Here is a 15,340-nt window from a genome sequence, read left to right as displayed (position 1 = left end):
CTCGGGGCAAAAAGAGTTGATGATATCTTCAACTCTGAATCGACGGTGGCGCGACGGAGGATGCAATGGCCGAGAGGACCACGTCCAGGCGAGTCGACCAGCGGCGGGCGCGGACGCGGAACGCGCTGGTCTGCGCGGCACAGCGCCTGCTGGCCGAGGGGCGTACCGACGTCGCGGTCCTGGAGATAACAGAGCTGGCCGACGTCGGGGTCGGCTCCTTCTACAACCACTTCACCACCAAGGAGGACCTCTTCCGCACCGCGGTGGAGGAGGCGATGGAGTGGTTCGGCGGCCTGATGGACCAGCTGACCTCGGAGATCGATGACCCGGCGGTCGCGTACGCCCAGAGCTTCCGCATGACCGGCCGGCTGCATCGCCGCTACCCGCAGCTCAGCAGGGTCCTGCTGAAGCATGGAATGGAGGTGGTCCACTCTGACCGTGGCCTGGGACCGCGGGCACGTCGGGACATCCAGAGGGCGATCGAAGCCGGACGGTTCGATGTGGAGGATCTGGATCTCGCCCTAGCGATGACGGTCAGCGCCCAACTCGCCCTGGGCACGCTCCTGCATGCCCAGCCCGACCGCGACGACGCACGGTCCTCGGACGTGATCGTGCGCGGGCTGCTGCGGCACTTCGGCATGACCGCCGAGGAGGCCGCGCGGATCTGTTCGCTCGAACTACCCGATCTCGACCTGGTCGACGCCCTCGTCACCTGAGCGTCCTCGGCCGGTCAGCCAGCCGCACGGCTGTCGTGAAGCCCTCGTCCCGCCCCAGCACCCGATCGGACAGCGGGCCCCACAGTCCACGAAGGAGCAGCAGCGCCTTCCAGCGCCCCGGGACGACCAGGGTCTTGCGCGGTACGGCGATCACATCCGCCAGGCCCCGGCCTGCCATGGCGGGACTCAGGGGTGTCTTCAGGAAACCGGGAATCGACGCGCTGTAGCTCTGGCCGGCCTCGTCGGCCCAGACGGCCGAGTTCATGGCGGTGTCGATGTAGGCGAAGTAGGCGATCGTCACATCGACCTGCTGAGGGGCCAGTTCACTCCTCAGCGAACGTCCCAGGGACTCGACCGCTGCCTTCGAGGTGGCGTAAGGGGACTGCAGAGCACCGTTGTTGAAGGCGAGAACCGACGACACGATGACGTACTGGCCGCGCGCGGCGACGACTTGGTCGAGGGATGCCCTGACCGTGTTGGCGGAGCCGTGCAGGTTGACGTCGATGATCCGCTGGAAGTCGCCCGGTGTGGTGGCGCGGAAGGTCCTCATGCCGGTACCGATACCGGCGTTGACGACCACCGTGTCGTAGCCGCCGAAGGCCTCGGTCACCTGGGCGAAGGCCCGCTCCAGGGACGGAACGTCGCACACGTCTGCGGTCAGGCCGAGCGCGGTTTTCGTGTCGCCCAGTTCGGCCGCGGCCCGGATCACCGCCTCGGCATGGATGTCGAGCAGGGCCACGCGTGCGCCGCGGCGGATCGCCTCACGCGCTGTTTCGAGTCCGATGCCCTGGGCGCCGCCGGTGATGACGACCGTGCGGCCGACCAGGTCGGCAGTCTTCTTTTCTCTGGTGCGCATGCTCACTCTCCGGTGGTGCGGTGCTTTTCGATCATGACGTCGCGGTCGCGGCGGATCTCGTCGCTGTAGCAGTCCACGGGCAGCCCGCTGAAGCGGGCGATGCAGCCGTTGCAGTAGCCGCAGACCGGCCGGTCGGCGACGTCGCCGAGGACGTTGCGGTACAGGTAGGGGTCGGCGATCATGGCGCGGGCCGCCGAGACGGCGTCGGTCCTCCCGCTCGCGATGGCCGCTTCCATGCCCGTCCTGGTGTGGAATCCGCCGACGCAGATGACGGGGATGTCGAGGGCGCGGGTGAACTGTTCGGCGTGAGGCAGGTTGAAGCCTTCCAGTGGTGGACGCAGTCGCTCGGCGACGTGTTCGATCAACGGCGCGACGGCGAGGGTGGCCGCTCGGCGCCGCCCCGAGAGGTGTCGCCCTGCCCCCTGGGTGAGGCTGGTCCTGATGGATCCCCGGTATCTGCCCTGGATCATGCCGGGCCAGGACTCGTAATGCCCCCGGGAGATCTCGACCGCGTCGATGCCCTCGTCCTGCAGCCGTACGGCGACCCGGACCAGCTCTTCCGTCGTCGCTCCTCGACGGAAGGGAAGGTCGTCGGTGCCGTTGATCTTGACGAGGATCGGATAGTCGTCCCCGAGCCTGGCGCGCAGCCCTTTGAGCACCTCAACAAGCAGCCGGGCGCGGTTGTCGAGGCTGCCTCCGTAGGCGTCGGTGCGGCGGTTGGTGTGCGGGGTGAGGAACTGGCTGAGCAGATAGCCATGAGCGGCGTGGATCTGCACCCCGTCGAACCCCGCCTCCCGGGCCCGCTCGCTGGCCGCCACGAACGACTCCACCACCCCGGACATCTCATCCAGTCGTAGCGGGGACGGCTTCGTCCCGTACAACGGCTCCCGTACGTCGGAGGCCGAGACGATCCGGTCGGCACCCGGCGCCACCTGGGCGATCTGCCGGCCACCGTGGTTGAGCTGAGCGATCAGCCGGACTCTCTGTCGGTGGGCCAGACCCGTCCACTCGCGCAGGCCAGGGATCTTGTCGTCGGCGTCGATGCCCGCCTGGCGTCCGGCCGACTTGCCCTGCGGGGAGACGTACAGGTTGCCCGTGACGATCAATGGCGTACCGGCCTCGGCCATCGGTTCGTAGAAGGCGAGCAGCTCGTCGGTGACGAACCCGTCGGTGCTGGCGCGGGTCTCGCTGGTCGCGGACTTGAACAGCCGTCCGGCGACCGTCATCGAGCCGATGTCCAGGGGTGTCGCGAGTCGTTTTCGGTGGGGCGATTGGGGCATGTCCGCAGCTCCCTGCGTCGTCGACGTTGACGTACGGCGTGGTCCGCCGGTCCGCAAGGGGGTGGCGGCGGGGTCGGGACACAGCATTCGACACAGTGTCGATTAAGTCAACGCCATGTCGGTAACGTGATTGGTAGGCTCCCGCCATGGACTCCGCACTCGAGCCGCCGCCCGCCCCGTCGACGAGGGGACGCAGGGCACGCGGCTTCAGCGGAGACGACCGGGAGCGGGCGATCCTCGCCACCGCGGAACGGCTACTGGGTGAGCGGCCGCTGTCCGAGATCTCCGTGGACCAGCTGGCCAAGGGTGCGGGCATCTCCAGGCCGACCTTCTACTTCTATTTCACGTCCAAGGAGCAGGTGCTGCTGGCGTTGTTCGACCGGGTCGTCGAAGAGGCCCGGTCGAACCGTGGTGACGCACTCCAGCGGCTCGCCGAGGACGAGGAACAGGGCTGGCGCGACGCCATCGGCCCGTTCTGCGCGACCTTCTCCAGCCACCGGGCGATCACCTCCGCCGCGGCCGCCACGCAGTACACCAGCGCCGCCGTCAGGGATCTGTGGTCGCAGGTCATGGAGCAGTTCGTGGTGGAGGTGACGGAGGCGATCGAGTCCGAGCGCCGGCGTGGGGCGGCTCCTGACGGCATCCCGGCACGCGACCTGGCCACCGTGCTGAACTCCATGGTGGAGCGGTCCTTGTTCAGCACGTTCAGCGGTCAGACGCCGGCTGTGGCTGAGGAGCGCCTGTTGGAAACGCTCGTTTCGGTCTTCATGGGCGCGATCTACGGGCGTGCCCAGGAGTGAGGCCTGCTTCCTAGCTGGGGCGATCGTCTTGGAAGTTGGTTGGGCTTGTCCTTCCAGGACGCGTTCTGGACGCAGGTTGGACACAAGGATCGGAAAAGACTGACAAGGGCCGAGAAGGGCTGAGTCACCAAACCCCGTCTGACCTGCGAAAACGGCCAAAACCAGCGCTGATCGACAAGGGTCGCCAAGATGCTCAAAGGGCTCATAATCCGTCGGCCGTGTGTTCGAGTCCCACCCGCTCCACCCGTGCAGGCCTCTGACCTGCGCCGGGCTCGGCGGTGTAGATCGTCAGGGAGTGCGACTCGTTGGTGGAGAACGGGAGGTTCAGTGGCAGTCTGGGCGCAGCCGGATGGCGTGGCGCGGCCGCTGAGGTCCGGTCCCTGGCCGCGCGGGTCAGTTCCCGCTGACCGGCGAATGCATACGTTTCCTTGAAAGCCCGTGCAGCGGGACGAACGAGGAGGCAGACCCGTGAAGGAAAGTCCATTTGATACCTGTGTGATCGGGGCGGGACCTGCCGGGCTGGCGGTCGCCAGGGCACTGGCGGAGCGGAAACTGCCGTACACGCACCTTGAGCGGCACACCGGGCCCGGCGGTATCTGGGACATCGACAATCCCGGCAGCCCGATGTACGAATCGGCCCACTTCATCTCCAGCCGGACCCTGTCGGGATTCGGCGGCTTTCCGATGCCCGACCGCTTCGCCGACTACCCGCCGCACCGGCAGATCCTGTCGTACCTGCGGCTGTTCGCCGACGCCTACGGGCTGACGGACCGGATCGAGTTCGGCGTCGAGGTCGAAAGCGTCGAGAAGAACGCGGACGGCACCTGGACGGTCACCCGGGCCGACGGCCGCGAAAGCGTGCACGGGCAGGTCGTCGTGTGTACGGGCTCGCAGTGGCACCCCAACATCCCCGAACTTCCTGGGGAGTTCAGCGGTGAGGTCCGGCACACCGTCGGCTACCGCAGTGCGGAGGAGCTGCGCGGCAGGCGCGTCCTGGTCGTGGGCGCGGGGAACTCCGGCTGTGACATCGCCTGCGACGCCGCCCGGACCGCCGAGCACGCGGTGATCAGCATGCGGCGCGGGTATTGGTTCATCCCCAAACACCTGTTCGGCCGGCCGGTGGACACCATCGCCAACAGCGGGCCGCACCTGCCGATGTGGCTCGAACAGCGGATCTTCGGTGCCGTGCTGCGCATCATCAACGGCGACCCGACGCGGCTGGGTCTCCCGAAGCCGGACCACAAGCTGTTCGAGACCCATCCGGCCGTCAACTCGATGCTGATCCACCACCTCCAGCACGGCGACATCACCGCCAGGCCCGGGATCGCCGGTGCCGAGGGCAGAACCGTGCACTTCACCGACGGTACGAGCGACGACTTCGATCTCATCCTGCTGGCCACGGGCTACGTCCACAAAGTGCCGGTCGCGCAGCAGTACTTCGGCGACGAGCAGCACCCCGACCTGTACTTGTCGTCGTTCTCACGCGAGCATCTCGGCCTGTTCGGCATCGGCTTCGTGGAGACCAACGCGGGTGCGTACCGACTCTTCGACACCCAGGCGCAGCTGATCGCCGGGTACATCCACGACGCGCGGCTCCGGCTGCCCAACGCTGAACGGTTCACCCAGATGGTCCGCGCCGACCGACCGGATCTGTCCGGCGGGCTGAAGTTCGTCGACTCGCCCCGCCACACCGGCTACGTCGACAGCGGGGCGCTCGTGAAGTACCTGGGCAAGGTCGCGCGCGACATGGGCTGGCGCACCGAGGGCCAGCCGCCGCCGGTGCGGTCCCTGCGCGCTGTCAAGGAAGGCAGCGCAGCATGAGCGGGTTCGACTACACCGACAAGGTCATGCTGGTGACCGGCGGCGCGGGCGGCATCGGCAGCGCGCTGTGCCGCCGCTTCGCCTCCGGCGGTGCCCGGTGCGTCGTCGTCGACATCGACGAGACCCGCGCCAAGACCGTTGCCGCGGAGCTTCCCGGCGCCGGGCACACCGGCCTCGGCTGTGACCTGATGGACCGCGCCCAGGTGGAGCGGGTGTTCGAACTGGTCGTCGACGTCTACGGCCGCCTCGACGTGCTCGTCAACAACGTGGGCATGACCAGCGCCGAACGCTTCGACGTCCGCAGCGTCGAGAGCATCGAGCGGGAGATCGGCCTCAATCTGACCTCCCCGCTGGTCACCACCCGGATCGCGATCCCCCTCCTGCGGGCCTCCCGGGACGCCCGGGTGGTCACGACAGTCTCCCTCGGCGGGATCTTCCCGCTGGGCGAGACCCCGATCTACACGGCGTCCAAGTTCGGGCTGCGGGGCGCGATGCTCGCCATCGGGCTCGACCTCAGGAGCAAGGGCATTCTCGCCGGATCAGTACTGCCGTCGGCGACCGACACCCGCATGCTGCGCCAGGAAGCCGTCGACGGCGGGAACTCCCTGCAGTTCCAGGACCCACCCCAGCAGCCCGCCGACGTCGTCACAGCCGTGGTGAGCCTGCTGGACAAGCCCCGCCTGGAGGCCTACCCCCGGCCCGGCGAGTCCCGTTTGGTGCGGTTCGCGATGCTCATGCCGAACCAGCTGCCCAAGGTCTTCCCGCTGTTCCGCAAGCGCGGTGACCGCGGTATGGCCCGCTATCTCGAAGATCTCCGCCGACGCGGACTGGCCCGCCGGACCGACGGCCGCTGGGAGCTGGTGGAGGAAGCATGACCACGAACGAGACGCTGCACGTCGTCAACCCCGCCACCGGTAAGCCGATCACCTCCCTGTCCGCCGCGAGCGCCGACGACGTCGCCAAGGCCGCCGAGCGGGCCCGGCAGGTCCACGAGGCCGGGGTGTGGTCGCGGCTGCCGGTCCGCGAGCGCGGCGCGGTGCTGCTGCGGCTGGCCGACCTGATGGAACGAGACGCCGAGACCCTCGCCCGGCTGGACAGCGAGGACGCTGGCAAGCCGATCACGGAGTGCCGTACGGGCGATGTACCGGGCTCGATCGAATCGATCCGCTGGTTCGCCGAGGCCGCGGACAAGGTCTTCGGCCGCATCGCGCCGAGCAGGCCCGACGCTCTCGGCCTCATCAGCCGCGAACCGGTCGGGGTTGTCGCGGCGATTCTGCCCTGGAACTACCCGCTGGCCATGGCCGCGTGGAAGGTCGGACCCGCCCTGGCCGCGGGCAACTGCCTGCTCGTCAAACCTGCTGAGGCCACCCCGCGCTCCGCCCTGTACCTCGCCGAACTCGCGACCGAGGCCGGCCTGCCCGAAGGAGTGCTCACCGTGCTGCCCGGTTACGGCCAGACAGCCGGGGTGGCCCTGGCCCGCGACCCCCTGGTGGGGGCGCTCTCCTTCACCGGGTCCACCGCGACCGGCCGCAGCATCCTCAAGGCCGCCGCCGACAGCAACTTCAAGCGCGTATCCCTGGAGATGGGCGGCAAGAGCCCTCAGGTGCTCATGGCCGACGCGCTCTCCTACGGCGATGAGCTCATCGGCAACATGATCGAAGCCGCGTTCCTGACCATGGGGCAGAACTGCACGGCCGGCTCCCGGGTTCTGGTGCACCGCACTATCGCCGAGGAGGTCGTCGAGCGGTTCACGGCCGCGGCGAGAGAGCTGGTCATCGGTGATCCGGTCGACCCCCACACCCAGATGGGGCCGCTCATCGGCCACGCTGCCTTTGATCGGGTCGCGGGAGCCGTGGAGGCCGCACGGGCCGGCGGAGCACAGATCCACACCGGGGGATTGCCGCATGGGCTGCCTCCGCGTGGCGCCTACTACCCGCCCACCGTGATCACCGGTGCCCCCGACGGCAGCGACGTTCTCACCAAGGAGCTCTTCGGCCCCGTCGTCACCGTCCAGACCTTCACCTCCGAGGACGAGGCAGTACGCAGGGCGAACGCCACCGAGTACGGACTGGCCGCCTCCCTGTGGACCCGCGACCTCGACACCGCGCTGCGGATGGCACGCGGCATCGAGGCCGGCGTGGTTTCCGTCAACGCCTACAGCGAAGGGGACATCACCACCCCCTTCGGCGGTTGGAAGCAGTCCGGATTCGGTGGCGTGGAGAAGTCCACCAACGCCTTCGACCAGTGGACCCGGGAGAAGACGGTCTGGGTCCACACCCGCTGACGCGGCGTCACGTCATTCCATCTGCCCTGTGTTCCCGAGCATCCGCTCCCGCAGACGGACCGGTGAGGTGCCGTGCCACCGGTGCACCGCGCGGCGCATCGCCCGTTCGTCGGAGAATCCCGCCCGGCGGGCGATGTCGCGCAGCGTCAGTTCCGGGCGCAGCAGCAGCTGTTCGACGCGTTCCCGGCGCACTCCCTCGACGAGTGCCTCGTACGTCGTGCCGCACTCGGCCAGCCGACGGCGCAGCGTCCGCTCGCTCGTCGCGTGCCGCCGCGCCTGCTCACCGAACGAAGGCGCCAAGGGGAGGCTCTGCGCAACGGAGATCTCCAACACCTCCAGCAGATCCTGCTGGTCACGGCGGGAAGCCAGCTGCGCGTCGAGCATTTCCAGAGTTGACGCGTGGCTCACGGGATCCCGGCCGGGCATCCGGGTGCGGGCCCAAGCGGCGTCGATGACCAGACGGTTGGCGGGGGCGCCGAACCGGACCGGACAGCCGAACAGGGCAGCAAACAAGTCGTCCTGGCGGGGTGGCGGAAAGGAGAACTCCACGACCCTCGGCGCGAAGTCCGCACTGACGGCCAGCCTGGACAGGGTGACCACGGAGGCGAATGCCTCCTCGAGGAGGAAGGTAGCCACGACCGGGTCCATGGCGGGATCGGGAAGATCGGCGCGCAGCACGAAGGCGTCATCGACCTCGCCCGCACCGGCCGACCACACCACCATTGCCCCGGACAGGTTCTGGTACTTCACCCCCGTCCCGATGGCGTGTCGCAACGTGTCGTCGGCCATCAGGGCAAAGCCGAGCAGGCCCCACGCGGTCAGGTGCTGCGCAGCGCCGACCTTCAGCCCCAGGCGCTCGTCCCCGGTGAGCTCCACCGCGCGGCGGATCACCGTACTGCCCTGCCGGTACGAAACCCGCAGCGCGGCGGAACGCATGACCGTCTCGTCCAGCCCGACCTGCTTCAACACGGGCCGCAGATCGATGCCGTGCTCGTCGGCGACCACGGCCAGACAGCGCAGGATGTTCGGCTGGATCGTCGCCGACGTACTGCGGTTGGTCCCGGGAGGGTCCGCCGGGCCGGGGGCAAGGGGCATTGCTCTCACCTTCTCCTCGACGACCACCGTAGGCAGCCGACATGTCCGGGCGCACGCCCTGGCCGCTGAGGTCCCCTTGACGGCCCCTGGCGTCCTGAGCTTGCCCTCCGCGCCTGGCTACGGTTTCCGGAACCTGCACCCGTTTCGACTTGCTGGACATCGACCGGTCACCCCAGCGCACACAGGAAATGAAGGCGCGACAGCATCATGTCCTCTAACGCTCCAACCCTGGCGGGTGCCGGACATCCGGACCCCAAGACCGGCGACCGACGAGGCGCGACACTGGCGTTCGCCGTGCAGGGTGTGTCCGTCGCCGCCGTGTACACGACCGTCCCCGCTGTCACCGAACACTTGAAACTGACTCCGCTCCTGACGACCGCCATGATGGTCGCGGTGGCACTGACGGCAGGTGGTGGCAGCTTCCTGGGCCTGGCCGCCATCCGCCGCGCCGGTCCCGTCGCCACAATGCGCGGGGCCATGCTGACGGCTGCCGCCACGCTGGTGCTGATCGGACGGGCCCCGGACGAGGCGACCGTCATCTGTGCGTACGTCCTCTTCGGGCTCGCTATCGGCGCCCTCGACGTCGGCGTCAACACCCGGGCCGCTGAGATCGAACGCGCCTACGGCCGTAGCGTTTTCGGCTCCTTCTACACGGCGTGGAGCGTGGGCGGCGTGGTCGCGGCACTGCTCACCGCCGGGGCGGCCCGCTTGGAGTGGCCCGTGGCCGACGGCCTGACGCTGCAAGCAGGCATCGTCCTGCTCCTCGTCTGCTTTGTGCGCACACACGCCCTCTCCGCTCCCCGGGCGCCCTCGGGCCCCGCCGTGGAGCCGTCGCTCGGGCGTCGCCTGTGGGTCCGTCTCATACCGTTCGGCCTGGTTCTCCTGGTCGTCTATGTCGTCGAATCCACCGTTTCGGCCTGGTCGACCGTCTATCTTCGCCAGACGCTCAGCGCCTCCCTCACGGTCGCGCCGCTGGCGTATGCGGCCTACCAGGCCGGCACGGTCATCGGCCGAGCCACTGCCGATCGGCTCGTACAGAACCTCGGGACGACCTCCGTCGTCCGCATGGCGGCCTTGCTGGCCGCGGGCGCCCTGGCAGCTCTGGCAGCCGCACCGAACTGGCCGCTCGCTGTTCTCGCGGCCGGCGCCGCGGGCCTGGGCGTGTCCGTCCTGGCTCCGCTGTGCCTTGCCTCCGCCGCCCGGCTGAGCCCCGCGGCCTCGGAGGCGGTCCTGGCACGCCTGAACCTCTTCAACTATGTCGGCGTCATCACCGGGGGTGCCTTGAGCGGAGTGCTCGGTTCCACCGGTCACTTCCGCCTCGCCTACGCGGTACCGGCCGCCCTAGTGGTCCTCGTCCCGGCCTCCGCCCGCCATTTCACCCGGCCTTCCAGCCCGCCCCGAAAGGAGAACGTCCCCCGAACGCTGTGAAACGGCCACCGAGGCTCTGCCCCGGCACAGGCGGGGGAGTGCCGGGAAGGAGGGTCCGTGACCGGGTACGCGTGCCCATCCGGGACGCGGCACATGCGAGTGGAGGAAAGGCCTGCTCCGACGCTGACACTTCTTCAGCGGGCCGTCCTGTGCGAAAGGTCCGTCCCCAGTAGGGGGACGCACAGAGCGGAGGCGATGCACCTCGTCGGCCGTGATCTAGTGCATGTCGCGGAGCATGCAGTCGTACAGTGGCGCGTCGTCCCAGGGGTGAGAGACACCGAGTTTGCGGTAACCCCATGAGGCGTAGGCGGCTTGTGCGGGCGCGGCTTCGGGCTCTGGGCGCACGGTGAGAGTGACGCGTTCGACGTCCAGGCCGTGGAGGAGTCGGGTGTGGAGTTGGGCGGCGATGCCGAGACGTCGCCAGCGTTTGCGCACGGCTAGTTCGATCGCTGTCACCCTCAGCGCCCCCGACGCCCCACTCGCCGCCGTCAAGGTCGTCGCCCCCGGCACCCGCTCCCGGAGGAACATCCCGCGATGACCCACCTCACCGACCGGCACCCTCGCGTGTTCGATTATCTGTTCGATAACGTGGGGGGTGGGAGGTGACGGCGATGACCACGAGTGCGATGACGCCGGACGAGGTGTCGACGATCATGCATGTGCGGTGCCCGGACGGGTTGCCGGAGGCGGCTTACCGGCAGGTGCTGGAGTTGCTGGCGGAACTCTCGCCGGTGGTGCAGGCCGTGCCGCCGACCGTGGCTCTGGTCGAGCTGAAGGGCGCTCTGCGTTATCTGCCGCACTGGCCGTATGTGGCGGTGCCATCGACGCCGCGCACTCCGCACGAGGATCCCGCCCGGCTAGGTACGGGGACGACTGCACCACCCGCAACCGCAGCGGCCTGACCACTGGAGGTTCACATGCCAGGAGCCGAGGAGCCGAGGAGCCGGGGCGCCGACGCCAGTGACCCGCATCTTCGCTTCAAGGCTCGTCCCCTAACGCTGACCGCAATGGGGAATTCTTCTGCATACCGGCCTCCACAACCTGTTCCTCGACAATGAGGTTCTGTAGGCAGTGGCGGCTGCGCTCGGACAAGGGCGGACGCGGATCAGCTCAGGGCTCGAAGGAGTCCTTCGTGGTGAGCCTCCGGGAGCGTTTGACACCGCTGCACGCCAAGAGCTCGGTCCCGGTGGAGTCGAAGTACAGATTGAAGAACCAGAGCCGGTCCGCTGCGTTGATGGTCCCGGTGCGCAGTTGCTCGCCGCGGTGCCGTGCAAGGATCTCAACGGTCTCGTCGAGGCCGATGGTCTCTTGCAGGCCGCGGGCCAACGTTCGTCTCAACCTCGTTGCGGCGATGCCGGCGACCATCCACTGGGGCACCTCCCCGTCAAAGACCCTCACTTCAGCGCCGGCAGCGATGGCCTCACGTGCCAGCTTGCACGCACTCGTCTGGTTGGTGAGCATCGCTGTGATGCCGGGCTGGCTTGGGGGCTCGTCTTGGGTGGCCATGCGGTGACTGTAGAGACTGATGAAGAAGGATGGGATGGCTGGGGAATTGATCAGCGCTCGACCGCACAAGAGGATTGAGCGGGACTCTCCATCACTTCGGCCCCTCCACTGCCCGCTTCTCTACCGCTCGAGCGAGGTTGTTGCGGCAGGTGAGTGTGTTGGGATGATCCTCGCCCAGTACTCGGACCATGTGTGTGAGGGTCTGCTCGTACAAGGGGATCGCCCGCTCCAGGCACGTAGGCATAGGCGAGGTTGTTGCGGGAAATCAGAGTGTCGGGATGATCCTCGCCTAGCACCCAGGTGCGGTCAGTGAGGGTCTGCTCGAAGAGGGGGATTGCCCGCTCCAGGTCCCCCGCGGACCCGTAGGCATAGGCGAGATTGTTGCGGGAGGCGAGGGTGTTGGGATGATCCTCGCCCAGCACCCGGACCGTGTCTGTGAGGGTCTGCTCGAGCAGTGGGATGGCCTTTTGTGCGTCCCCCGCAGACTTATAGGCGTCGGCGAGAGCGTAGCGGCTGGCGAGGGTGGAAGGGTGGTCTTCGCCCAGCACCCGGATGCGGTCTGTGACGATCTGCTCGAACAGCGGGATCGCCCGCTCCAGATCTCCCGCCGCCCGGTGGGCGTCGGCGAGGTTGCTGCGGGAAGCCAGGGTGTTGGGATGGTCCTCACCCATCACGCGGACCAAGTCGGCGAGGTTCTGCTCGCACAGGGGGATGGCTCGTCCCAAGTCCCCCGCGGACCCGTAGGCGCTCGCGAGGTTGTTGCGGGAGGTGAGGGTGGAGGGGTGGTCTTCGCCCAGCACGCGGATCATGTCGGCGAGGGTTTGTTCGTACAGGGGGATGGCTCGTCCCAAGTCCCCCGCCGACTCGTAGGCGCTCGCGAGGTTGTTGCGGGAGGTGAGGGTGGAGGGGTGGTCTTCGCCCAGCACGCGGATCATGTCGGCGAGGGTTTGTTCGTACAGGGAGACGGCCCGCCGCAGGTCACCCGCCGACCTGTGGGCGTCAGCGAGATCGAGGCGGCTGGCGAGGGTGGAAGGGTGATCTGCGCCCAGCACCCGGATGCGGTCGGTGAGGGTCTGCTCGTGCAGGGGAATTGCTCGCCGTGGATCCCCAGACCTCCAGTAGGCGCCGGCAAGGTTGTTGCGGCAGGTGAGGGTGTCGGGATGATCCTCACCCAGCACCCGCGCGATGTGGGAGAGGGCACGCTGGAGACTTGTGGCGGCGCGGGCGGGCTGGCCCTGGATGATGAGGAAAAGCCCGATGTTGTTGAGGACGCTGGCGGTTGCCGTGGTGTCAGTGTCGGGCGTGGTGTGCAACGCGAAGGCGTCGATGTGTGGGAGCAGGGTGCGCCAGGTCGGCCAGGAGCTGGGGGCGTCGTGAGTGGAGGGCAGGCTGGCGCCGAGATAGTCGATGGCTCGTTGGCGGGCGTGGGCGATGAGGGTGGGGGCCCGGTGAGGGTCTTCGGGGTCGGGGGTGCGGGCGAGGGCCTGCAAGAGGCGGTGGACGGCGAGTGTGCTGGTGGCCGGGTCGGGTGTGATCATGCTGTAGGCGGTGAGCAGGCCGAGCGCGGCGTTCTGTGCGGGCGGGTCGACGGGACAGGGGTCGAGCAGGGCCGTGGGGATGCGGTCGGGGGCGTACCAGGCGAGGGTGCGTAGCAGGTCGGCGGCGTAAGGCTGGAGGTGGGTGACGCGGTCGAGGGTGATGTTCCAGATGCGGGCGATGGTGCGTTCGGCGGGGGTGGTGACTGCACCGTGGCGGTACATCGCCGCCGGGTACTGGGCGAGTAGCTCTCGGTAGGCGTGCGGGGTGGTGAGCGGGTTCTGGGCGAGGTAGGCCGCGGCCTGTTCGATGGCCAGGGGCAGGTGGCCGAGGTCGTCGCACAGTTCGGCGGCGCCGTTCAGGTCCCTTCCAGGGCTGTGGGCGGTGGTGATCCGGGTGAACAGGGCGAGGGATTCGTCGGGGCCCAGAACGTCCAGGCGGACCACAGCGGTGGTGTTGTTCCAGGCGGTGGCGAGCCGGCTGGTGATCAGGAACCGGCCGCCAGGTGCGCGGGCGAGCAGGCCGGCGATGTCGGCGGGGTCGTTGACGTTGTCCAGCACGATCAGCCAGCCGGTGTGAGTGGCCAGCCACTGGACGGCGCGCTCAGCGAGCGCTTCGGCGGTCAAAGCCCCAGCAAGGGCTGGTTGCAGGGCGATGGCCAGGTCTGTCAGACCCTGCTGGAGGGCGGCGGGAGCATCGGCGTTGATCCACCGGATGGGCGCGTGGCCGTGGGGGCGGGTGGCAGCCCAGCGCGCTGCCAGGGTGCTCTTGCCGATCCCACCCAGCCCGTGCACCGCCTGAACCACCGCTCGGCCCGACGAGGCAAGCGCGGCATCCAGCCGCTCCAGCTCCCAGGCGCGACCTACGAACACGTGCGCCAGGGCTGGCAGATTGTCCAGCCCTGGCGGGGCCTCGATGGCGGCCGGGGGTACAAGGGCTTCGGGAGGCAGCTGGACCGCGGTGGAGTTGTCCCCAGTCATGACGGTGCCTGTAAAGGCACCGCCGACGGTGTTGACTGCGACTGACCGCGTCCCCGATGCCTCGGTGTAGTGGGTGGCACCGCCTTCGGACGCCTGCCCTGGTGGGGGCTTTTGGTCGACGGGCTCCTTCATCCACGGCCTCCCGGCGCGCAGGCCGGGTCGCGCTCGGCAAGATGGGTGAGATACCCGCCGTCGGCCTGCTCCGTGAGCTGAGGGCATGAGGCTGCTCTGGCCGCGAGAAGTATCCGGTTGGGCGATGCGGCCCCGAAGGCCTCCTCGCCCCCCTCGGCATTGACGGAACCGCTGCCGTGGGAGGCGCACGGGACGGCGTGCAGCGCTGCGGTCCTCGTGGACATGGCCGTGTGCGACTGTTGCCCGGTAACGGCGAGCTGCTGCCACAGCGCATCCGTTCCAGCACTCACCACGCTCTGGCTCCTCCCACGCTACGACCACGAGTCTTGTTCGGTCACTGCACCCTTGGAGGGGACGCTACGCGGCCCTGGCCGAGCACCGGTCCCGAACGGTGCAATCCGCCGTCACCTGCACCGAGTTGGAGACCAGGCAGTACCGCCGCAACGACGCGTTGCGCGTAGCAGGGAGGCACGGGGGACATGCCGGGACGTCCGAGCCGGTGAGCGAGCGGTAGGCCGCCAGCGCAGACACTCTGCACAGTCCGGAGCCTCCACCGACCCCGGTGCGGTTCAGTGCGAAGCCGGCGCGGCCGAACATGTGGCGCTTGAGCATCTTGATCCGGTTGACGTGTCCCTCGAGGACGCCGGAGTTCCAAGGCAGGGTCAGGCCGGCGAAGGTCGTCCTGGCAGACGGCGTCGAGCCACTGCGGAGCCGTTCGCCCTGGCGCTCGGTGAGCATATGGGCGACGGACCGGACGTGACCTTCTCGGATGCCGATGCTCGCCGGGATACCCGCAGATGGTGGGGCCGTCGGTCTGGTGAGGGTGGCATCGCCCTCCGCGGTCTTCATCCCGACCGGTACAAGATCGACAGAAGAGCAGCCAAGAGATCCGATGTATAGCCGAGG

At 68.6% G+C, this 15,340-nt stretch carries 12 protein-coding genes and 2 pseudogenes; 7 read left to right on the top strand and 7 right to left on the bottom strand.

What is annotated here, in order from left to right:
* Positions 1 to 65: 65 nt before the first annotated feature.
* Entirely contained in the window at positions 66 to 716 is a 651-nt protein-coding gene (locus tag OG885_RS00505; protein ID WP_405724339.1) for a TetR/AcrR family transcriptional regulator, read from the top strand.
* Here OG885_RS00505 and OG885_RS00500 read toward each other — a convergent pair.
* Both OG885_RS00500 and OG885_RS00495 read right to left on the bottom strand, forming a co-directional pair.
* On the bottom strand, positions 709 to 1,572 hold the full coding sequence (locus tag OG885_RS00500) for an SDR family NAD(P)-dependent oxidoreductase (RefSeq protein ID WP_405724337.1): 864 nt from the start codon (positions 1,570 to 1,572) through the stop codon (positions 709 to 711). The two genes, OG885_RS00505 and OG885_RS00500, sit on opposite strands and share 8 nt — an antisense overlap.
* Positions 1,573 to 1,574: 2 nt before the next feature.
* The gene (locus tag OG885_RS00495) at positions 1,575 to 2,852 is read right to left on the bottom strand and encodes an NADH:flavin oxidoreductase (RefSeq protein WP_405724335.1); all 1,278 of its coding nucleotides are present in this window, start codon (positions 2,850 to 2,852) and stop codon (positions 1,575 to 1,577) included.
* A gap of 146 nt (positions 2,853 to 2,998) precedes the next feature.
* On the opposite strand from OG885_RS00495, the gene OG885_RS00490 reads away from it, so the two are divergent.
* From OG885_RS00490 to OG885_RS00475, 4 genes are all read left to right on the top strand, one after another.
* Positions 2,999 to 3,652, top strand: a complete 654-nt coding sequence (locus OG885_RS00490; RefSeq protein WP_405724333.1) for a TetR/AcrR family transcriptional regulator — start codon at positions 2,999 to 3,001, stop codon at positions 3,650 to 3,652.
* A gap of 495 nt (positions 3,653 to 4,147) precedes the next feature.
* Positions 4,148 to 5,473, top strand: a complete 1,326-nt coding sequence (locus tag OG885_RS00485; RefSeq protein ID WP_405724331.1) for a flavin-containing monooxygenase — start codon at positions 4,148 to 4,150, stop codon at positions 5,471 to 5,473.
* Positions 5,470 to 6,348: an SDR family NAD(P)-dependent oxidoreductase gene (locus tag OG885_RS00480; protein WP_405724329.1), complete on the top strand. Its 879-nt coding sequence runs from the start codon at positions 5,470 to 5,472 to the stop codon at positions 6,346 to 6,348. The genes OG885_RS00485 and OG885_RS00480 overlap by 4 nt, the downstream gene beginning before the upstream one ends.
* Positions 6,345 to 7,757 (top strand): aldehyde dehydrogenase family protein, encoded by a 1,413-nt coding sequence (locus OG885_RS00475; protein ID WP_405724327.1) that lies wholly within the window; start codon positions 6,345 to 6,347, stop codon positions 7,755 to 7,757. The genes OG885_RS00480 and OG885_RS00475 overlap by 4 nt, the downstream gene beginning before the upstream one ends.
* A 12-nt stretch (positions 7,758 to 7,769) precedes the next feature.
* On the opposite strand, the gene OG885_RS00470 is transcribed toward OG885_RS00475, so the two are convergent.
* Complete coding sequence (locus tag OG885_RS00470; protein ID WP_405724325.1) at positions 7,770 to 8,852, bottom strand: AraC family transcriptional regulator; 1,083 nt, start codon at positions 8,850 to 8,852, stop codon at positions 7,770 to 7,772.
* A 207-nt stretch (positions 8,853 to 9,059) separates the two neighbouring features.
* Between OG885_RS00470 and OG885_RS00465 the strand changes: the two genes are divergently transcribed.
* Positions 9,060 to 10,280, top strand: coding sequence for an MFS transporter (locus tag OG885_RS00465; RefSeq protein ID WP_405724323.1), 1,221 nt, complete (start codon positions 9,060 to 9,062; stop codon positions 10,278 to 10,280).
* Positions 10,281 to 10,496: 216 nt separating this feature from the next.
* Here OG885_RS00465 and OG885_RS00460 read toward each other — a convergent pair.
* Positions 10,497 to 10,727, bottom strand: a pseudogene (locus OG885_RS00460) (GNAT family N-acetyltransferase); the annotation flags it as partial.
* A 164-nt stretch (positions 10,728 to 10,891) separates the two neighbouring features.
* Between OG885_RS00460 and OG885_RS00455 the strand changes: the two are divergent.
* The gene (locus OG885_RS00455) at positions 10,892 to 11,182 is read left to right on the top strand and encodes a hypothetical protein (RefSeq protein WP_405724321.1); all 291 of its coding nucleotides are present in this window, start codon (positions 10,892 to 10,894) and stop codon (positions 11,180 to 11,182) included.
* A 208-nt stretch (positions 11,183 to 11,390) separates the two neighbouring features.
* Here the strand turns inward: OG885_RS00455 and OG885_RS00450 are convergent, their stop codons facing one another.
* The 3 genes and pseudogenes from OG885_RS00450 to fxsT form a co-directional block, all read right to left on the bottom strand.
* Entirely contained in the window at positions 11,391 to 11,786 is a 396-nt protein-coding gene (locus OG885_RS00450) for a hypothetical protein (protein ID WP_405724319.1), read from the bottom strand.
* 91 nt (positions 11,787 to 11,877) lie between these two features.
* Complete coding sequence (locus OG885_RS00445) at positions 11,878 to 12,030, bottom strand: tetratricopeptide repeat protein (protein WP_405742514.1); 153 nt, start codon at positions 12,028 to 12,030, stop codon at positions 11,878 to 11,880.
* Between the two features lie 52 nt (positions 12,031 to 12,082).
* Positions 12,083 to 14,302, bottom strand: a pseudogene (gene fxsT / locus OG885_RS00440) (FxSxx-COOH system tetratricopeptide repeat protein); the annotation flags it as partial.
* Positions 14,303 to 15,340 lie beyond the last annotated feature (1,038 nt).

Origin of the sequence: Streptomyces sp. NBC_00028 (genome assembly GCF_045041065.1) — a bacterium.
Lineage (GTDB): Bacteria > Actinomycetota > Actinomycetes > Streptomycetales > Streptomycetaceae > Streptomyces.
The sequence above is the reverse complement of the archived record's forward strand: the minus strand, read 5'-3'. Positions and strand labels throughout refer to the sequence as shown.

Excerpts from the sequence above, each read along its gene's own strand:
- OG885_RS00505 (WP_405724339.1), top strand. The coding sequence starts at position 66 with ATGGCCGAGAGGACCACGTCCAGGCGAGTCGACCAGCGGCGGGCGCGG.
- OG885_RS00500 (WP_405724337.1), bottom strand. The coding sequence starts at position 1,572 with ATGCGCACCAGAGAAAAGAAGACTGCCGACCTGGTCGGCCGCACGGTC.
- OG885_RS00495 (WP_405724335.1), bottom strand. The coding sequence starts at position 2,852 with ATGCCCCAATCGCCCCACCGAAAACGACTCGCGACACCCCTGGACATC.
- OG885_RS00490 (WP_405724333.1), top strand. The coding sequence starts at position 2,999 with ATGGACTCCGCACTCGAGCCGCCGCCCGCCCCGTCGACGAGGGGACGC.
- OG885_RS00480 (WP_405724329.1), top strand. The coding sequence starts at position 5,470 with ATGAGCGGGTTCGACTACACCGACAAGGTCATGCTGGTGACCGGCGGC.
- OG885_RS00475 (WP_405724327.1), top strand. The coding sequence starts at position 6,345 with ATGACCACGAACGAGACGCTGCACGTCGTCAACCCCGCCACCGGTAAG.
- OG885_RS00470 (WP_405724325.1), bottom strand. The coding sequence starts at position 8,852 with ATGCCCCTTGCCCCCGGCCCGGCGGACCCTCCCGGGACCAACCGCAGT.
- OG885_RS00465 (WP_405724323.1), top strand. The coding sequence starts at position 9,060 with ATGTCCTCTAACGCTCCAACCCTGGCGGGTGCCGGACATCCGGACCCC.
- OG885_RS00455 (WP_405724321.1), top strand. The coding sequence starts at position 10,892 with ATGACCACGAGTGCGATGACGCCGGACGAGGTGTCGACGATCATGCAT.
- OG885_RS00450 (WP_405724319.1), bottom strand. The coding sequence starts at position 11,786 with ATGGCCACCCAAGACGAGCCCCCAAGCCAGCCCGGCATCACAGCGATG.
- OG885_RS00445 (WP_405742514.1), bottom strand. The coding sequence starts at position 12,030 with ATGCCTACGTGCCTGGAGCGGGCGATCCCCTTGTACGAGCAGACCCTC.